Source organism: Agromyces sp. NPDC058136 (assembly GCF_042884375.1).
Classification (GTDB): Bacteria; Actinomycetota; Actinomycetes; order Actinomycetales; family Microbacteriaceae; genus Agromyces.
This window is the reverse complement of record NZ_JBHVUA010000001.1, coordinates 902,527-918,435: the sequence shown is the minus strand read 5'-3', so window position 1 is coordinate 918,435 and position 15,909 is coordinate 902,527. Positions and strand designations below refer to the sequence as shown.

The window sequence follows — 15,909 nt, the reverse complement described above, 5'->3', positions numbered from 1 at the left end:
CCATGCTCCTCGCGATCGACACCTCGACGGGCACGAGCGTCGCGATCGTCGACCGCGACGCGGTGACCGGCGATCTCCGCGTGCTCGCCGAGACCGGCACCGACGACACGATGCGCCATGCCGAGGTCATCGGCGGCTTCATCCGCGACGCGCTCGCGGCCGCGCGGATCGAACCCGGCCGCCTGTCCGGCGTCGCGGCAGGGATGGGCCCGGGGCCGTTCACCGGCCTCCGGGTCGGCATCGCCGCGGCGCACGCCTTCGCGCTCGGCATCGGGCGTCCGTTCGTTCCCGTGCCGAGCCACGACGCGATCGCCTGGTCGCGCTATCGCGGCGGCGAGACCGGTGCGCTGCAGGTCGTGACCGACGCCCGTCGCCGGGAGTTCGCGATCTCGGAGTTCGACGGGCTCGACGACGACGGGCTGCCCGTGCGCGTGAGCGGCCCCGGACTCGCCCCTCGCGACGCGCTGCCCGAACCACGCGGCATCCGATACGAGGCGACCGTCGTGTCGGCCGGCGCGCTCGGCCTCCTCGCCGAACTCGCGTTCGCAGCCGGCCGACTCCCGCTCGCCGACGACGCCCCGCTCTACCTGCGCGCCCCCGACGTCACGCCCTCGGCCGGAAAGCGGGTGCTCCAGTGAGCGTCTTCATGCGCCGTGCGAGGCTCGCCGATCTCGACGCGATCATGCAGCTCGAACGTGCGACGTTCGTCGACGATGCCTGGCCCGAGGACGCGATGCGTCGCGAGATCGAGAGCCCCCACGGCTACTACCTCGTCGCGGTCGACGACGAACTCGCCGCGCGCACCGGTTCGATCACGGCGATCGATCCCTCGCAGGCCGACGACGAGGCATCCGCGGGGGTCGATCACGAGACGGATGCCACGTGGCCGCCGCTGCTCGGCTACGCGGGCTTGCTCGCGCCCTCGGGCAGCGATCAGGGCGACATCCAGACCATCGCCGTCGACCCCGCCGCGCGGGGCATCGGCCTCGGGCGCGGGCTCATGCACGCGCTCATCACCGAATCGCGGCGCCGCGGCATCGCCGAGCTCTTCCTCGAGGTGCGCGCCGACAACCCCATCGCACGATCCCTCTACGAGTCGCTCGGCTTCGTCGAGATCGGGGTGCGACGCGGCTACTACCGCAACGGGGTCGACGCGGTCATGATGCAGCTGGCCGTCCCGCCCGCCGTCACCCGCCCCGCCGGCGACGGCACGACCCGAGGGGCGACCCGATGAACACCGGTGAACCCCTCATCCTCGGCATCGAGACCTCCTGCGACGAGACCGGCATCGGCATCGTCCGTGGGACGACGCTCCTCGCCAACACCATCGCCTCCTCCATGGAGGAGCACGCGCGCTACGGCGGCGTCGTGCCCGAGGTCGCCGCGCGTGCGCACCTCGAGGCGCTCGGCCCGACGATCCGCGCGGCGCTCGCCGAGGCATCCGTCTCGCTCGACGAGCTCGACGCCGTCGCGGTCACGAGCGGTCCGGGGCTCGCCGGGGCGCTCATGGTCGGGGTCGGCGCGGCGAAGGCGCTGGCCCTCTCGCTCGAGGTGCCGATCTACGCAGTGAACCACCTCGTCGGGCACGTCGGCGCCGACCTCCTCGACGCGGCCGACCCGCTCGAGACCCCCACGATCGCGCTGCTCGTCTCGGGCGGGCACACCTCGCTGCTGCTCGTCCGCGACCTCGTCTCCGACGTCGAACTGCTCGGCGAGACCATCGACGACGCCGCGGGGGAGGCCTTCGACAAGGTCGCCCGCGTGCTCGGCCTGCCCTACCCGGGCGGCCCCGAGATCGACCGGGCCGCCGTCGGCGGGAACCCTGCGGCGATCCGGTTCCCGCGCGGGCTCACCCGCCCGAAAGACCTGGTCGAGCACCGCTACGACTTCAGCTTCTCGGGGCTCAAGACCGCCGTCGCGCGGTGGGTGGAGCAGCGCGAGGCGGCGGGCGAGCCGGTGCCGGTCGCCGACGTCGCCGCGAGCTTCCGCGAGGCGGTCGTCGACGTCCTCGTCTCGAAGGCGATCGCCGCATGCACCGAGCTCGGCGTGCCCCGTCTGCTGCTCGGCGGCGGCGTCATCGCGAACGCCCGCCTGCGCGAGGTGGCCGCCGAGCGCGCGGCCGCGGCCGGGGTCGCGCTGCGCATCCCGCCGCTCTCGCTCTGCACCGACAACGGGGCGATGATCGCGGCGCTCGGGGCGCAGCTCGTCATGAACGGGCACGCGCCGTCGTCGCTCGACTTCGGTGCCGACTCGACCCTCCCGGTCACCGACATCCAGGTCATCTGACGCCTGAATCCTGTGCAGGCGGCCCTCCTCGCGATAGTGTGAGGAGAAATCAGCGGGGTACAAACGTCCTTCCGACGTACCCCGTGCGTCCCCTCATCCCGAGGGGCCGCGATCACACAGCATTCTGAGGGGAACCACCGTGACCGACCCGAACCTTCCCGAGCAGCCCGCCGGCGCCGTTCCGCCCGTGCCCCCGGCAGCTCCGGCCGTGCCCCCGGCGGCTCCGGCCGCTCCCGCAGCTCCGGCCGCTCCGGCCGCTCCCGCGTACGGTGCACCGCAGGCGCCCGCCGCTCCCGCCTACGCGGCTCCCGCGTACGCCGCGCCGGCCTCCTCGAAGACCAACGTGCTCGCGATCGTCTCGCTCGTGTCGGCGTTCTTCATCTCGCTCGTCGCCGTCATCACCGGTCACATCGCGCTCAGCCAGATCAAGAAGACGGGCGAGCAGGGCCGTGGCCTCGCGATCGCCGGCCTCGTGCTCGGCTACATCGGCCTCGTCGTCGGCCTGATCTGGATCATCGCGATCATCGGCCTCGCGGCGGCCGGCGGCTTCTCGTCGAGCTACAGCACGTACTGAGCCGCGTCGACGCCCGCACGAGCAGATTGAGGATGTCCCGATGACTGATCCGAACACTCCCGACGAGGTCGAGGGCGCGGCCGAGGCCGCCGCTCCCGACGCGCCGGTCGGCGGCGAGCCCGAATCGGTCGCCGCAGCGCCCGAGGCCTCGACTCCCGAGGTCCCGTCGGTGCCCGAGCCTCCGGCTGCCCCCGTGCCGCCGACTGCTCCGCCGGCACCGCCCGCTCCGCCGGCGCCTCCGGCCCCGCCCGCGTACGGCGCGCCCGCCGCAGGCTACGGAGCGGCGACGCCGCCTCCGCCGCCCGCATACGGCGCTCCGGCACAGCCCGCATACGGCGCTCCCGCGCAGCCTGGGTACGGCGCTCCGGCGCAGCCCGGGTACGGCGCTCCGGCGCAGCCCGGGTACGGCGCTCCGGCGCAGCCGGGCTACGGCGCGTACGGCACTGCGCCGAGCAAGCCCTCGCCGGTGTACAGCATCATCTCGCTGGTCGCGGGCGTCCTCGGCATCGTCGGCGGCTTCGCCGTCGTGTGGATCCCGTTCGTCGGCGGCATCATGCAGCTGTTCATCCCGGCCGCGGCCGTGGTGCTCGGCTTCATCGGCAAGCGCAAGGAGCCCGCGGCGAAGGGCATGTGGCTGACGGGCATCATCCTCGGCTTCATCGGCATCGCCCTGGGCCTGCTCTCGATCGTGCTGTGGGCGCTGCTCTTCGCGAGCGCCCCCTACAGCTACGACGTCTACTGAGCACGACATGAACGACCGAGCGGGGGTCTCGCCTGAGGGCGAGGCCCCCGACCGCCGTTCCGGGCCCGAATCCGACGGGCCCGAACTCGACGTGCCCGAACCCGACGTGCCCGAATCCGCCGGTCCCGAATCCGACGGTCCCGAGGTCGATCCGGCCGACGACCCCCTGGCCCCGTACCGGCCCGCCGAGCCGACGCTGCGCGCCGACCCCGCCGTCCGCGAGTTCGACGTCCCCGTCGACACCGGGCAGCTCCGCCGCATCTCGACCGGCCAGCTGCTCGTGGTGCACCGACCCGAGTACGACCCGTACGAGGTCGTCGAGGAAGCGCAGCAGCGCCGCGTCTACAGCTGGGTCGCCGCGGTCACGGGCATCATCGGCTCGACCGCGTCGCTGTTCGTCGGATGGATGCTTCCTCTCTCGATCGCGGCGATCGTGTTCGGCGTGCTCGGCCTCCGCCGCGAGGAGCACGGTCGCACGCTGGCCTTCATCGGCATCGGCACCGGCATCGGCGGGCTCGTGTTCTCGTCGCTCTGGATCGGGTACTACGCGATCGTCTTCGGCGCACTGCCCACCTGAGCCGCCGTCGACGCGCCTCAGATGCGCTCGACGAGCAGCGCCACGTGCCGGCCCTGCTCGCGGGTGAGCACGACCGTCGCGTGCTCGGTACCCTTCAGCTTCAGGCGCGTGCGGAGCGCTGCGGGGTCGACGTCGACGCCGCGCTTCTTGATCTCGAGCGTGCCGACGCCGCGCGCGAGCAGCGCCTGGCGCAACCCGCGCTCGTCGGCGGGAAGGCGATCGAGCACTCGGAACCCCCGTGCGAACGGCGAGTCGAACGCGGTGTCGGCCGTGAGGTACGCGATGCCCGGGCTCAGCATCCACGCGCCGTGCGCGCGGGCGAGGTCGCCGATCAGACGTGCTCTGATGACCGCGCCGTCGGGCTCGTACAGGTAGTCGCCGAGCGGCCCGTCGGGTGCGTCGGGTGCGTCGGCGGCCGCGGCGAGCTCGTGCGCGACCTCACCGCGGACGACGAGCGCTGAGCGCCCGACGCCGGGGCGCGCGAGCGCGCCGAGCCAGACGCCGAGCTCGACCACGTCGCCGTCGATCGACACCCACTGCGCCTCGGCGCCCGCGGGGATCACGTCGCGGTCGGTGCCCGGGCCGAGCTTCACGCCGACGGGGAACCGGTCGGCGAGGCCGAAGGCGAAGTCGAGGCTCGGCGAGTACGCCGAGGCATCCGCGATGCGCGTCGTGGTGCCGCCCGCGGTGGTGCGCCGCGCCGGATCGAGCCAGATACCGCCGATGCCGCCGAGCGCGACGTCCTCGGCGCGCTCGTGCAGCACGCGCGCCTGCGGGAACGGCGTGAGGTTGTACGCGGCGATCGCGGCGGTGACCTCGTCGGCGTCGGCCGCGGTGACCTCGAGGTCGATCGCCGCCATCGCGAGCGCGTCGCCGCCGATGCCGCAGCCGAGGTCGGCGACGTGCCGCACTCCGGCGCGCGAGAACCGGCCCGCGTGGAGCGCGGCGACCTGGAGCCGGGTCGCCTGTTCGAGACCCGCTTCGGTGAAGAGCATGCGGGCGGCGAACGGGCCGAACTTGGCGCCGGCCTTGGCGCGCAGCTTCGCCTGGCTCAGCACCGTCGCGACGAGGGACGCGGGATGCCCCTGCTTGCGGAGCGCGGCGACGGTCTTCACGATGTCGGCCTTCGAGTCCCATTCGGGGAGGCCGTCGAGGAGGCGCAGCCCCTCGGGCGAGAGGAGTTCGACGAGCTCTGAGCGTTCCACCCGGCCACGCTAGCACCGCCGCGCACGGACGCGTGGGCGGCCGTCGAGCGGCGGCGGCACGAGGCATCCGCCTCTGGTGTTCGCCGCCCGTGAACGGACTGGCACTCACGTTGCACGAGTGCCAAAACGCGCCTAGACTCGGCTTAGCACTCTCACTCAGAGGCTGCTAACCAGTCTTCGCAAGACAGTATTTCATCAGAGAGATAGGGGCAACCGTGTCGGTTTCCATCAAGCCGCTCGAGGATCGCATCGTCATCAAGCAGGTCGAGGCCGAGCAGACCACCGCGTCGGGCCTCGTGATCCCCGACACCGCCAAGGAGAAGCCCCAGGAGGGCGAGGTCGTGGCCGTGGGCCCCGGCCGCATCGACGACAACGGCAACCGCGTGCCGCTCGACGTCGCCGTCGGCGACAAGGTGATCTACTCGAAGTACGGTGGCACCGAGGTCAAGTTCGGCGGCGAGGACTTCCTCGTCCTCTCGGCTCGCGACGTGCTCGCGGTCGTCGTTCGCTGAGCGACACGAACCTTTCAGAACGGCCCGGAGGCCTCGCCTCCGGGCCGTTCTGCATGTCCGCACGGGGGCGTTGGCCGCCGGGGCGCGCGGGCGTAGTCTGTATCGGTGAATCCCAGCCCCGCAAGCCCTGACGTCTCGTCGCCTTCGGGCATCAACCGGGCCGGGCTCGGGTACGCGATCTCCTCCTACGTGCTCTGGGGCTTCCTCCCCATCTACTTCATCGCGCTCGCGCCGACCGGCTCGCTCGAGATCGTCGCCTGGCGCATCCTGCTCTCCCTCGTCTTCTGCGCCCTCCTCATCACCGTGACGCGCGGCTGGGACGCCTTCCTCGCGCTGCTGCGCGATCGGCGGGTGCTGTTCACGATGGGCGCTGCGGGTGCGCTCATCTACGTGAACTGGCAGACCTACGTCTTCGCCGCCACCTCCGGGCAGGTCGTCGAGGCCTCGCTCGGCTACTTCATCAACCCGATCGTGACCGTGTTCCTCGGGGTGCTCGTGCTGCGCGAGCGGTTGAACACGACGCAGTGGGTCGCCGTCGGCATCTCGATCGGCGCCGTCGTCGTGCTCGCGGTCGGTCACGGGCAGTTCCCGTGGATCGCGCTGCTGCTCGCGTTCTCCTTCGGCTTCTACGGCCTCATCAAGAAGCGCGTCGGCGCCCGCGTCGACGCCGTCTCGGGGCTCACGCTCGAGACCCTCTGGCTCGCGCCGCTCGCCGCCGTACAACTGTGGTGGGTCGCCGCGACGACCGGGCTCACGATGGGCACGGAGGGGGCCTGGCACACGGTGCTCCTGCTCTGCGCCGGTGCCGTGACGGCGGTGCCGCTCCTCCTCTTCGCGGCCGCGTCGCGACGGCTCCCGCTCATCTACATGGGGTTCATCCAGTACTTCGCGCCGTTCATCCAGTTCCTCGTGGGCGTCGTGGTGCTCGGCGAGCCGATGCCGCTCGAGCGCTGGATCGGCTTCGCCCTCGTGTGGGCCGCCCTCGCGGTGCTCACCGTGGACATGCTGCGCAACGCCCGCAAGGCCCCCAAACGGGTGGTCGCCGAGCCGGTCTGAGTCGTCGGCGAGTGTGCGGATTCCGCGCACGATGACGCCGGATGACGCGGATTCCGTGCGCAGAACCCCTCCAGAATGTCGAAGCGGTAACGATCCGGCGGGTGTTACCGGGTTGTGACCGGGTTCCCTTGTTTCTGCGGATGCCCCGGAATACTGTCAGACAACGGCGTCACCACGGCGCTGCATTGTGTACCAATTCCTTCAGTCCCAAGGAGCAACATGAGCGTTTTCGCGAAGGCCTCGGCCACGCGCTCGGCTCGCGCAGCCTGGACGGGCATCGCCATCGCCGGCGTCAGTGCCCTTCTCCTCACCGCGTGCAGCACGGGTACCCCGGCCCCCGCCGAATCCGAAGAACCGGCAGCGGACGCCGGCGACGCCCTGCCCATCGCCGAGGGAGAGCGCGACCTCGCGCTCAAGCTCGGAACGATCCTCCCGCAGAGTGGTGCGCTCGCGTTCCTCGGCCCGCCCGAAGAGGCCGGCGTCCAGCTCGGTGCCGACGACGTCAACGCGGTCGACTCGGGCCTCGCCGTCGAGGTCGTCTACCGCGACTCGGGCGACACCACGACCGACACCGCGACCGTCTCGGTGACCGACCTCCTCTCGCAGGACGTCTCGGCCATCATCGGCGCCGCATCGTCGGGCGTCTCGAAGACCGTCATCGACCAGATCGTGGCTGCGGGCGTCATCCAGTTCTCGCCCGCGAACACCTCGGCCGACTTCACCGACTACAACGACAACGGCCTGTACTGGCGCACGGCTCCGTCCGACGTGCTGCAGGGCGAGGTGCTCGGCAACCTGATCGCCGAAGACGGCAACGCGACGCTCGGCCTCATCGTGCTGAACGACTCGTACGGCACCGGTCTCGCGCAGTTCACCAAGGACGCCTTCGAGGCGGCCGGTGGCGAGGTCGTCGCCGAGGCGCTCTTCAACGAGGGCGACTCGAGCTTCGACGCGCAGATCGCCGAGGTCACGGCGGCCAACCCCGACGCGATCGCGCTGGTCACGTTCGACCAGGCCAAGATCATCACGCCGGCCCTGGTCGGCTCGGGCTACCCCGGCGACCAGCTGTACTTCGTCGACGGCAACCTGTCCGACTACAGCGCCGACTTCGCTCCGGGCCTCGTGGCCGGCTCGAAGGGCACGCTGCCGGGTCTCGACACGGGCACGCTCGGTGACTTCACCGACCGCCTGCTCGGCATCGACCCCGACCTGACCGACTACAGCTACGCGGCCGAGTCCTACGACGCCGTGGTGCTGCTCGCGCTGGCGGCCTACGCGGCCAACAGCACCGACGGTGCAGAGATCGCCAAGTACCTCCAGCAGGTCTCGGGCGGCATCGGCAACGGCGAGAAGGTCACCACGTACGAAGAGGGCATCGCGCTCCTCGCCGAGGGTCAGCAGATCGACTACGACGGCCCGTCCGGTCCGATCACGTTCGACGAGAACGGCGACCCCACCGAGGCGACGATCGGTATCTTCCAGTACCTCGACGACAACACCTATGAGCGCATCGGCGACGGCTGATCCAAGCGCTTGACGTGAAGGGCCCCGGCTTCGGCCGGGGCCCTTTCCGTATGCCCGGGAGTTTGTTGCCCCGGGTCGTGGGTGCTGCACCGTCTGGCGGGCTGCTGTGCCCTGTGGCAAGCCCGTGGGCGGGCCAGGGCTGGGCGGTGCGGGGCGGGACGGGGGCGGGCAGAGCGGGCGAGCGCGGTCTCGCGGCCTGGGGGGGCGTACCACGGCGCCGACAGCGGGTACGGCGTGCCTCGTTCAGGATGCTGCGGACGCAGCGCCGTGCGGCCGCAGCGCCGTACGGTCGGCGCGCGACGTCCGCTCCCCGCCCCGCGATGCGCGACGCGCGGCGGGGAGCGGACGGTGCATCCTGGCTCTGTGCATCGAGCGGCCGCGCTGCGGGCGGGTCGGGGCAGCGCACCCGGGAACGACGAAGGGGCGGGTGCCGTAGCATCCGCCCCTTCGCCGTATTCTGCCGGGTTACTCCTCGTCTTGACCGAGGGTGCCGAGGTACAGGCCGATCACCTTCGGGTCGTTGAGCAGTTCGCGGCCCGTGCCGGTGTAGGCGTCGCGACCCTGGTCGAGCACGTAGCCGCGGTCGCAGATCTGCAGGCAGCGGCGGGCGTTCTGCTCGACCATGATCGTCGTGACGCCGGCCCGGTTGATCTCCTTCACCCGGAGGAACGCCTCGTCCTGACGCACCGGGGAGAGGCCGGCGCTCGGCTCGTCGAGGAGCAGCACGTGCGGCCCCATCATGAGCGCGCGCGACATGGCGACCATCTGACGTTCACCGCCCGACAGCGAGCCCGCCCGCTGGCCGAGCCGCTTGCCGAGCTCGGGGAAGATCTCGGTGACGAACTCGAGGCGCTCCTTCAGCCCCTTGGGCTTCAGGAAGATGCCCATCTCGAGGTTCTCCTGAATGGTGAGCGAGGGGAACACGTTGTTCGTCTGCGGCACGAACCCGACGCCCTGGGCGACGAGCTTGTTCGCCTTGAGGTTCGTGATCTCCTCGCCGTGGAGGAAGATGCCGCCATCGCGGACCTTCACAAGGCCGAAGATCGACTTCAGCAGCGTCGACTTGCCGGCGCCGTTCGGGCCGATGATGCCGATGAGTTCGCCCTGGGCAGCCGTGAGCGAGCATCCGTTGAGGATGTTCACGCCCGGCAGGTACCCGGCGGTGACGTCGCGCACCTCGACGACGAGGTCACCGGCGGGCGGCTCGGCGACGGACGGGGCAGGGCTACTGTTCGTCATCGATGAGCTCCTTCAGTGCTTCGACGTGACCGGTGTCGGTCGAACCGAGGTCGGCGTCGTGGTGGGCGCCGAGGTAGGCGTCGATCACCGCCGGGTCCTCCATGACCGAGTGCGGGTCGCCTTCGGCGACGACCTTGCCCTCGGCCATCACGATCACCCAGTCGGCGATGTGCCGGACCATGTGCATGTCGTGCTCGACGAAGAGCACGGTCATGCCTTCGGCCTTGAGGTTGAGGATGTGGTCGAGCAGCGACTGCGTCAGCGCCGGGTTCACACCGGCCATCGGCTCGTCGAGCATGACGAGCGTCGGGCTGCTCATGAGCGCGCGCGCCATCTCGAGGAGCTTGCGCTGGCCGCCCGACAGGCTCGCCGCGTAGTCGTCCTTCTTCGCATCGAGCTTGAAGCGGTTGAGGATCTCGAGCGCCCGCTCCTCGATCTCCGCGTCCTGCTTGCGCCAGAGCGAGGGGATGAGGGAGCGGAAGAGGTTCTCGCCGACCTGATCCTTCGCGCCGAGCTTCATGTTGTCCATGACCGAGAGGAGGCCGAGGGACTTCGTGAGCTGGAACGTGCGGATCAGGCCCATGCGCGCCACCCGGTACGCCGGGACGTGCGCGAGCGCGCGCCCGTCGAAGGACCAGGTGCCCGTGTCGGGCTTGTCGAAGCCCGTCAGCAGGTTGAAGAAGGTCGTCTTGCCGGCGCCGTTCGGGCCGATGAGCGCCGTGATGGCGCCCCGCGGGATCTCGACGTGCTCGACGTCGACGGCGGTGAGGCCGCCGAAGGTGCGCTTGACGCCGTCGGCGATGAGGATCGGGTCGTGCTTCTTGACGCCCGGTGCGGCATCGCCGACGTGGAGACCGGTGGTCTTCACCGGCTTGGACGTGGGAGTGGCATCACTTGACAAAAGCCAGCTCCTTCCGATTTCCGAGGAGGCCCTGCGGCATGAATATGACGATCAGCATGATCGCGATGCCGACAAGGATGAAGCGGAGCTGACCGGCCTGCACCTGGGTCATGAAGGGGAACCAGCCGGCCTCGACCGCTCGGGAGATGAAGCCCGAGAAGAACGAGAGGAGCACCCAGAACACCATCGAACCGACGATCGGTCCGAGGATGGTCGCGGCGCCGCCGAGCAGCAGGATGGCGTAGACCATGAAGGTCAGCGTCGGCTGGAAGTACGACGGCACGACCGCGCGCGGCATCACGAAGATGATGCCGGCGAGCGTACCGAAGAGTCCGCCGAGGATGAGGCTCTGCATCTTGTACGAGTAGACGTTCTTGCCGAGCGAGCGCACGGCGTCCTCGTCTTCGCGGATGCCCTTGATGACGCGGCCCCACGGGCTGCGCATCAGGAGCCAGGTGAGCAGCGCGGCGAGCGCCACGACGATCCAGCCGAGCACGAGGAAGAACCACACCCGGTTGTCGAACACCCACGGGCCGAAGCCGTAGCGCCCGGGCGGGAACGGGTTGAACTCGAGCAGGCCGGCCTGGAACTCGGAGAGTCCGTTCGCCGAGCCGGTCACCGGCTGGAACTCGTTGGTCGTGAACACCAGCCGGAGCACTTCTGCCGCGGCGATCGTCACGATCGCGAGATAGTCCGCGCGGAGCCTCAGTGTCGGAATACCGAGGATGAGCGCGAACACCACAGAGGCCAGCAGGGCGCTCAGCAGGCAGGCCCACCAGGGCCAGCCGAGCTTCAGCGCCGGGATGGCGTAGCCGTAGGCGCCGAGCAGCATGAATCCCGCCTGGCCGAAGTTCAGCAGGCCGGTGAAGCCGAAGTGGATCGCCAGACCCAGCGCGGCGAGCGCGTAGGCGGCTGTCGTCGGGCTGATCAGCTCGACGGCCGCGTTTCCGAAGATTGCTCCCCAGTCGATCATGGTCGTCCCCTCCTTATCCGATTCGCTCTCGACGGCCGAGGATGCCCTGCGGCCGGAACAACAGCACCAGGATCAGGATGACCAAGGCGCCTACGTACTTCATGTCGCTCGGCAGCCACAGCGTCGACAGCTCCACGAACACGCCCACGATGAGCGAGCCGACGAGAGCGCCGAACGCGGTGCCGAGACCGCCGAGGGTGACCGCGGCGAAGACGAGCAGCAGGATCTGGAAGCCCATGTCCCAGCTGACGCCCGGGCGGAAGTACGCCCAGAGGATGCCCGAGAGGCCCGCGAGCAGCGCGCCGAGCACCCAGACGATGCGGATGACGCCGTCGACGTCGATGCCGCTCGCGGAGGCGAGGCTCGCGTTGTCGGAGACCGCGCGGGTCGCCTTGCCGATGCGGGTGCGCAGCAGGAAGAACGCGACCGCGAGAAGCACCACGATGCTGACGCCCATGCTCAGGAGGTCGACCCACGAGAGGGCGATGGGCCCGATGCGGATGTCGCTCGGCAGCGTGGCGCCGGGAAGCTGGCTCGTCGAACCGCCGTAGAAGAACTGGTACGTGTACCGCAGCGCGAGCGAGAGGCCGATGCTCACGATCATGAGCTGGATGACGCCGACGCCCTTCTTGCGCAGCGGTTTCCAGATGGCGGCGTCGAGCCCCCAGCCGAAGGCCGCGCTGAGCAGCAGCGCGATGCCGATCGCAGCCCACAGCGGCCACCCGAGGTTCACCCCGAAGGTGAGCACCATGAGCGCACCGAAGGTGATGAGCTCGGCGTGCGCGAAGTTCGAGAGCCCCGTGGTGCCGAAGATCAGCGAGAGGCCGATCGCGGCGAGGGCCAGCAGCAGACCGAAGTTGATGCCGTTGAACAATCGTTGCGCGAACTGGTCGAAGAAGCTCACCGTCACGCGGGTGCCTTCGCCGAGGAAGAAGTTCACCGAGGCGTTCTTCGTGAGGCCGAACTCGGCCTCACGGGTCGCGCCGCCCTCGGCGACGACCACACCCTTCGGCAGCGTGTCCTCGTCGAGGCTCACCTCGTAGGTGGCCTTCTCGGGCACGCCGATCTCCCAACGGCCGTCGGCATCCGTCTCGGTCTCGGCTTCGAAGCCGTTTCCTTCGACGGTGATGAGCACTCCTTCGAGCGGCTCGCCGTTGTATTGCACGTTTCCGCGGAAGTGGTATTCGAACTCCTCGGACTCCGAGGCCGTACTCCCATCCTCCGCCATCGCAGGGGACGCTGCGATGCCGGACAGAGTGAGTGCGGACAGAAGTATTCCGAGGAGGAGAATCCACCTCCCGCGAGAGCGTGTCTGGACTGTTCTCGTGGGTTCCACTGCACCTCCAAGGGGTCACCGAAGGCCGAGTGGACCTCCGGGACCGATCCTTTCCCGTTGACGACGTCGTCGACGGTACGTGCCGATTATGTCCCATGTGTTTCCGACATGGGCACAACAGGCCCTCGATTGTTATCCGGGGAATGCCTCGCGTGCAAACTCGCTTAACATTGATGCACCGCCGAGTCGCCGAACATGCGTTGCGCGCGGCCTCATTCGACACGAAGGGAAGTCATGGATCAGGCAGATCCGTTCGGATTCACAGGACTCACGTACGACGACGTCCTCCTCCTGCCCGGTCACACCGACGTGATCCCGAGCGACGCCGACACGAGCTCGAGGCTCACACGTCGCATCACCGTCGCGACGCCGCTCCTGTCGGCCGCGATGGACACCGTCACCGAGTCGCGCATGGCGATCGCCATGGCGCGCCAGGGCGGGATCGGCATCCTGCACCGCAACCTCTCGATCGCCGATCAGGCCGAGATGGTCGACCGGGTCAAGCGCAGCGAGTCGGGCATGGTCTCCAACCCGGTCACCACGACGCCGGATGCCTCTGTGGCCGACGTCGACGCGCTGTGCGCCACGTACCGCGTCAGCGGGCTGCCGGTCGTCGACGAGGCGGGCAAGCTCGTCGGCATCATCTCGAACCGCGACATGCGCTTCGTCGCCGACTTCGAGAAGCCGACGACGAAGGTCAGCGACGTCATGACGAAGATGCCGCTCATCACGGGCCGCGTCGGCATGAACCCCGACGAGGCGCTCGCGATCTTCGCCGAGCACAAGGTCGAGAAGCTGCCCCTCGTCGACGACGAGGGCCACCTCACCGGCCTCATCACCGTCAAGGACTTCGACAAGTCCGAGCAGTACCCGAACGCCACGAAGGACAGCGAGGGGCGCCTCCGCGTCGGCGCGGCCATCGGCTTCTTCGGCGAGGCCTGGGAGCGCGCGGAGGCCGTGCGCGACGCCGGCGTCGACGTCATCGTCGTCGACACCGCCAACGGCGAGTCGGCCGGTGTGCTCGACATCATCCGGCGGCTGAAGGCCGACCCGAGCTTCGCGCACATCGACGTCATCGGCGGCAACGTCGCGACCTACGAGGGCGCCAAGGCGCTCGTCGAGGCCGGCGCGGACGCCGTGAAGGTGGGCGTCGGGCCGGGCTCGATCTGCACGACCCGCGTCGTCGCCGGTGTCGGCGTGCCGCAGGTCACGGCCGTGTACGAGGCATCCAAGGCGACGAAGCCCGTCGGGGTGCCGCTCATCGCCGACGGCGGTCTGCAGTACTCGGGCGACATCGCGAAGGCGCTCGTCGCCGGCGCCGACACCGTCATGCTCGGTTCGCTGCTCGCGGGCACCGCCGAGAGCCCGGGCGAGCTCGTCTTCCAGAACGGCAAGCAGTTCAAGGCGTACCGCGGCATGGGCTCGCTCGGCGCGATGCAGACCCGCGGCAAGAAGACCTCGTACTCGAAGGACCGCTACTTCCAGGCCGACGTGCCCACCGATGACAAGCTCATCCCCGAGGGCATCGAGGGTCAGGTGCCGTACCGCGGCCCGCTCTCGGCCGTCGCGTACCAGCTCATCGGCGGCCTCCGCCAGTCGATGTTCTACGTCGGCGCGCGCACCATCGAGGAGCTGAAGACCAAGGGCCGCTTCGTGCGGATCACGCCCGCGGGCCTGAAGGAGTCGCACCCGCACGACGTGCAGATCGTCGTCGAGGCGCCGAACTACACGCGCTGAGTTCTCACGCGAGGAGGGCGGCACGGTTCCGACCGTGCCGCCCTTCGGCGTCTGCGGCGCTCAGCGCGCCGCGTCGGCGAGCCGCGTGACGGCCTCGCCGAGCACCTCGGGCGTGCAGGCGAAGTTGACCCGCACGTGGCCGCGCCCGACCTCGGCTCCGAACTGGGGGCCGATGCCGAGGGCGACGCGGGCGTGCTCGAGGGCGTACGCCGCGGGGTCGTCGCCCCAGCCGAGCGCGCTGAGGTCGAGCCAGCCGAGGTAGGTGGCGTCGGGGACGCGGTAGCGCACGCCGGGGAGCTCGTCGGCGAGGAGCTCGGCGAGCAGCCGCCGGTTGTCGTCGAGGCTCGCGAGCACCCCGTCGAGCCAGTGCGCGCCCTCGCGGAACGCGGCGATCGAGGCGATCGACCCGAACTGGCTCATGCGCCACTCGACCTCGTACGGGAACGCCCGGCGCACCGCGTCGCCGCGCTCGGAGGCGGTGACGACCATCGCCGCCTTGAGGCCGGCGAGGTTGAACGCCTTCGACGCCGCCGTCACCGTCACCCCGTGCTCGCGGGCGGCGTCGGAGACCGTGAGGAACGGCGTGTACCCGGTGCCGGGCTGCGCGAGGGGGCCGTGCACCTCGTCGGAGACGATCGTCGCGCCGTGCTTCGCCGCGAGTTCGGCGAGGGCGGCGAGATCGTCGCGCGGCGGCACGTGGCCGATCGGGTTGTGCGGGTTGCAGAGCAGCATCGCCCGCGCACCCGCCGCGAACGCGGCGTCGACGGCCTCGAGGTCGAGCGCCCAGCCCTCGTCGATGCCGCCGCGCATGGGCACCTCGACGACGGCGCAGGATGCCTCGGTGACGATGTCGAAGAACGGGGGATAGATCGGCGGGGTGATGACGACGCCGTCGCCGGGTTCGGTGACCTGCCGGAGGGTCTCGACGAGCCCCATCGCGACGTCGCCGGTGCAGGTCACGCGCGCCGGGTCGACCTCCCAGCCGAAGCGGTCGGCCGCGAACGGGACGAAGGCCTCCGCGACACCGCGGCTGCCCGCCGCGTACCCGGTGTCGGAGCGGTCGACGGCCGCGTGCAGGGCCGCCGCGATCGGCTCGGCGAGCGGGTAGTCCATCTCGGCGACGGGCAGCGGCAGCACGTCGGCGTCGTACAGGCGCCACTTCGCGCTCGTGCGGTGGCGGAGGGCGTCGAGGGGCTCGGCTGCGATGCGATGCATGCCTCCAGCTTGCCGCAGAACGCCCGCCGATG

Annotated in this window: 16 protein-coding genes; 10 read left to right on the top strand and 6 right to left on the bottom strand. The window is 70.3% G+C overall.

All coding sequences use genetic code 11. The features are described 5' to 3' along the window. Positions 1–2: 2 nt before the first annotated feature. The 6 genes from tsaB to ACFVTX_RS04270 all read left to right on the top strand — a co-directional run bounded on the left by tsaB (position 3) and on the right by ACFVTX_RS04270 (position 4,179). Entirely contained in the window at positions 3–638 is a 636-nt protein-coding gene (gene tsaB / locus ACFVTX_RS04295) for a tRNA (adenosine(37)-N6)-threonylcarbamoyltransferase complex dimerization subunit type 1 TsaB (RefSeq protein WP_386898330.1), read from the top strand. Further along, positions 635–1,234 (top strand): GNAT family N-acetyltransferase, encoded by a 600-nt coding sequence (locus ACFVTX_RS04290; protein ID WP_386898329.1) that lies wholly within the window; start codon positions 635–637, stop codon positions 1,232–1,234. The genes tsaB and ACFVTX_RS04290 overlap by 4 nt, the downstream gene beginning before the upstream one ends. Further along, the gene (tsaD, locus tag ACFVTX_RS04285) at positions 1,231–2,286 is read left to right on the top strand and encodes a tRNA (adenosine(37)-N6)-threonylcarbamoyltransferase complex transferase subunit TsaD (protein WP_386898328.1); all 1,056 of its coding nucleotides are present in this window, start codon (positions 1,231–1,233) and stop codon (positions 2,284–2,286) included. Before ACFVTX_RS04290 ends, tsaD begins: the two co-directional genes overlap by 4 nt. A gap of 139 nt (positions 2,287–2,425) precedes the next feature. After that, on the top strand, positions 2,426–2,860 hold the full coding sequence (locus ACFVTX_RS04280) for a DUF4190 domain-containing protein (protein WP_386898327.1): 435 nt from the start codon (positions 2,426–2,428) through the stop codon (positions 2,858–2,860). Positions 2,861–2,900: 40 nt separating this feature from the next. Then, entirely contained in the window at positions 2,901–3,602 is a 702-nt protein-coding gene (locus tag ACFVTX_RS04275; protein WP_386898326.1) for a DUF4190 domain-containing protein, read from the top strand. Between the two features lie 7 nt (positions 3,603–3,609). Next, entirely contained in the window at positions 3,610–4,179 is a 570-nt protein-coding gene (locus tag ACFVTX_RS04270) for a hypothetical protein (RefSeq protein WP_386898325.1), read from the top strand. A 17-nt stretch (positions 4,180–4,196) separates the two neighbouring features. Here ACFVTX_RS04270 and ACFVTX_RS04265 read toward each other — a convergent pair whose 3' ends face one another. Continuing rightward, positions 4,197–5,384, bottom strand: coding sequence for an SAM-dependent methyltransferase (locus tag ACFVTX_RS04265; protein ID WP_386898324.1), 1,188 nt, complete (start codon positions 5,382–5,384; stop codon positions 4,197–4,199). 215 nt (positions 5,385–5,599) lie between these two features. On the opposite strand from ACFVTX_RS04265, the gene groES reads away from it, so the two are divergent. From groES to ACFVTX_RS04250, 3 genes are all read left to right on the top strand, one after another. Continuing rightward, positions 5,600–5,896: a co-chaperone GroES gene (groES, locus tag ACFVTX_RS04260; RefSeq protein ID WP_022889766.1), complete on the top strand. Its 297-nt coding sequence runs from the start codon at positions 5,600–5,602 to the stop codon at positions 5,894–5,896. 105 nt (positions 5,897–6,001) lie between these two features. Beyond that, positions 6,002–6,952, top strand: coding sequence for an EamA family transporter RarD (gene rarD / locus ACFVTX_RS04255; RefSeq protein ID WP_386898323.1), 951 nt, complete (start codon positions 6,002–6,004; stop codon positions 6,950–6,952). 219 nt (positions 6,953–7,171) lie between these two features. Continuing rightward, entirely contained in the window at positions 7,172–8,476 is a 1,305-nt protein-coding gene (locus ACFVTX_RS04250; protein WP_386898322.1) for an ABC transporter substrate-binding protein, read from the top strand. 465 nt (positions 8,477–8,941) lie between these two features. Here the strand turns inward: ACFVTX_RS04250 and ACFVTX_RS04245 are convergent, their stop codons facing one another. Genes ACFVTX_RS04245 through ACFVTX_RS04230 form a run of 4 tightly spaced genes read right to left on the bottom strand, consistent with a single transcriptional unit; the run spans position 8,942 to position 12,754 of the window. Beyond that, on the bottom strand, positions 8,942–9,715 hold the full coding sequence (locus ACFVTX_RS04245; protein WP_386898320.1) for an ABC transporter ATP-binding protein: 774 nt from the start codon (positions 9,713–9,715) through the stop codon (positions 8,942–8,944). Then, positions 9,702–10,616 carry an ABC transporter ATP-binding protein gene (locus ACFVTX_RS04240; protein WP_386898318.1) on the bottom strand — a complete coding sequence of 305 codons (915 nt, stop codon included), beginning with the start codon at positions 10,614–10,616 and terminating at the stop codon, positions 9,702–9,704. Before ACFVTX_RS04240 ends, ACFVTX_RS04245 begins: the two co-directional genes overlap by 14 nt. Continuing rightward, on the bottom strand, positions 10,606–11,586 hold the full coding sequence (locus ACFVTX_RS04235) for a branched-chain amino acid ABC transporter permease (protein WP_386898735.1): 981 nt from the start codon (positions 11,584–11,586) through the stop codon (positions 10,606–10,608). The genes ACFVTX_RS04240 and ACFVTX_RS04235 overlap by 11 nt, the downstream gene beginning before the upstream one ends. Before the next feature lie 16 nt (positions 11,587–11,602). After that, positions 11,603–12,754, bottom strand: coding sequence for a branched-chain amino acid ABC transporter permease (locus tag ACFVTX_RS04230; protein ID WP_386898316.1), 1,152 nt, complete (start codon positions 12,752–12,754; stop codon positions 11,603–11,605). 405 nt (positions 12,755–13,159) lie between these two features. Here ACFVTX_RS04230 and guaB point away from each other — a divergent pair, with 405 nt between their 5' ends. Next, on the top strand, positions 13,160–14,662 hold the full coding sequence (guaB, locus tag ACFVTX_RS04225; RefSeq protein ID WP_386898315.1) for an IMP dehydrogenase: 1,503 nt from the start codon (positions 13,160–13,162) through the stop codon (positions 14,660–14,662). A gap of 60 nt (positions 14,663–14,722) precedes the next feature. Here the strand turns inward: guaB and ACFVTX_RS04220 are convergent, their stop codons facing one another. Next, on the bottom strand, positions 14,723–15,877 hold the full coding sequence (locus tag ACFVTX_RS04220) for a MalY/PatB family protein (protein WP_386898313.1): 1,155 nt from the start codon (positions 15,875–15,877) through the stop codon (positions 14,723–14,725). Positions 15,878–15,909: the final 32 nt, after the last annotated feature.

Excerpts from the sequence above, each read along its gene's own strand:
- tsaB (WP_386898330.1), top strand. The coding sequence starts at position 3 with ATGCTCCTCGCGATCGACACCTCGACGGGCACGAGCGTCGCGATCGTC.
- tsaD (WP_386898328.1), top strand. The coding sequence starts at position 1,231 with ATGAACACCGGTGAACCCCTCATCCTCGGCATCGAGACCTCCTGCGAC.
- ACFVTX_RS04275 (WP_386898326.1), top strand. The coding sequence starts at position 2,901 with ATGACTGATCCGAACACTCCCGACGAGGTCGAGGGCGCGGCCGAGGCC.
- ACFVTX_RS04270 (WP_386898325.1), top strand. The coding sequence starts at position 3,610 with ATGAACGACCGAGCGGGGGTCTCGCCTGAGGGCGAGGCCCCCGACCGC.
- ACFVTX_RS04250 (WP_386898322.1), top strand. The coding sequence starts at position 7,172 with ATGAGCGTTTTCGCGAAGGCCTCGGCCACGCGCTCGGCTCGCGCAGCC.
- ACFVTX_RS04245 (WP_386898320.1), bottom strand. The coding sequence starts at position 9,715 with ATGACGAACAGTAGCCCTGCCCCGTCCGTCGCCGAGCCGCCCGCCGGT.
- guaB (WP_386898315.1), top strand. The coding sequence starts at position 13,160 with ATGGATCAGGCAGATCCGTTCGGATTCACAGGACTCACGTACGACGAC.
- ACFVTX_RS04220 (WP_386898313.1), bottom strand. The coding sequence starts at position 15,877 with ATGCATCGCATCGCAGCCGAGCCCCTCGACGCCCTCCGCCACCGCACG.